This window comes from Vibrio sp. 2033 (assembly GCF_033339735.1).
This window is the reverse complement of the sequence record NZ_JAWOVC010000108.1, coordinates 1-1,134: the sequence shown is the minus strand read 5'-3', so window position 1 is coordinate 1,134 and position 1,134 is coordinate 1. Positions and strand designations below refer to the sequence as shown.

The 1,134-nt window shown below is 39.3% G+C and carries 3 protein-coding genes; 1 reads left to right on the top strand and 2 read right to left on the bottom strand.

Annotated elements, in window-relative coordinates; all coding sequences use genetic code 11:
• Nucleotides 1-515: porin family protein (locus R7P74_RS24935; RefSeq protein ID WP_318123320.1), on the top strand; the 515-nt coding region annotated here is incomplete at its 5' end.
• Between the two features lie 127 nt (nt 516-642).
• Here the strand turns inward: R7P74_RS24935 and R7P74_RS24930 are convergent.
• Nucleotides 643-825 (bottom strand): lipase family protein, encoded by a 183-nt coding sequence (locus R7P74_RS24930; protein WP_318123321.1) that lies wholly within the window; start codon nt 823-825, stop codon nt 643-645.
• A gap of 121 nt (nt 826-946) precedes the next feature.
• On the bottom strand, nt 947-1,134 hold a 188-nt coding region (locus R7P74_RS24925), incomplete at its 5' end, for a hypothetical protein (protein WP_318123319.1).

Here is a 1,134-nt window from a genome sequence, read left to right as displayed (position 1 = left end):
TACACTCTTTATCTTACGCAGCGGACTCCAAAGATCATGGCGTTTATGTAGGTGCGAACTACGGTTATTTAAAAGTTGATGGACAAGATGATTTCGATGACGACAGCGATGCAATGCAAGCATTGGTGGGTTATCGCTTTAACCGTTACTTAGCGTTGGAAGGTGGCTACATTGATTTTGGTAGCTATGGTAACAACTTGGCTAATGCAGAGACGGATGGTTATACCGCAGCATTGAAAGTGACGGCTCCAATCACCGATAGAGTGGATGTGTACGCGAAAGGTGGCCAAATGTGGTATTCGACAGATTATAACGTTGCTGGATTCCATGGAAACAAAGATGACGAAGGTGTATTTGCTGGTGCCGGTGTGGGCTTCAAAGTAACGGATAACTTTTTAGTTAACGCAGAATACACTTGGTACGATGTGGAACTGAACGCAGAAAATGTATTTGATGGTGCGAATACAAATACAGACTTTAAACAAGCATCTTTAGGTGTGGAATATAGATTCTAATATTGCTAATAATTCTAAGCCATAATAAAAATGCGAAGCCTAAATAGCTTCGCATTTTTTGTTGTGTTATATGAACCAGACCTGAAATTCTTAGTAAGGAGAAAATTGAAGAGATTATTTTACTCACTCAATCTGTTGCTAATGAAGCAAGAGCACCACTTAAACTATGACCTACGCAGTGTATTACCTTTGGTGCTTTTATGTTCTTTTTCGAATAACCAGCGATGCATGCTGCAAGTTGTGGCTTTATTGTATTGAAGAGATTTACAAAACTAGCATGTACTCTGTAACCGGATGAAGTACCTGATATCCCAAAAGCTTAGAGAACTTTAAATTGAAAAGTATATAGTAAGTACACACTTTCTATCTTTTAATGAGTACTTTTGAATTCTCATGTGTGGTTGGTGTTGTACTTATGAGCGTATAGTCTGCTATTTAATACTCAACGAGTTTTTATCAGCATAGGTTGTAAAGTTACGCAGTAATGCTTGTGATAAGTCATCAGGTAGTATGAGTGCCTGAGAAAAGAAGACAATATGATTGTTGATACAAAAAAGGCCACCCGAAGGTGGCCTTTTCCAAACGTTTGGTGGAGCTGGCGGGAGTTGAACCCGCGTCC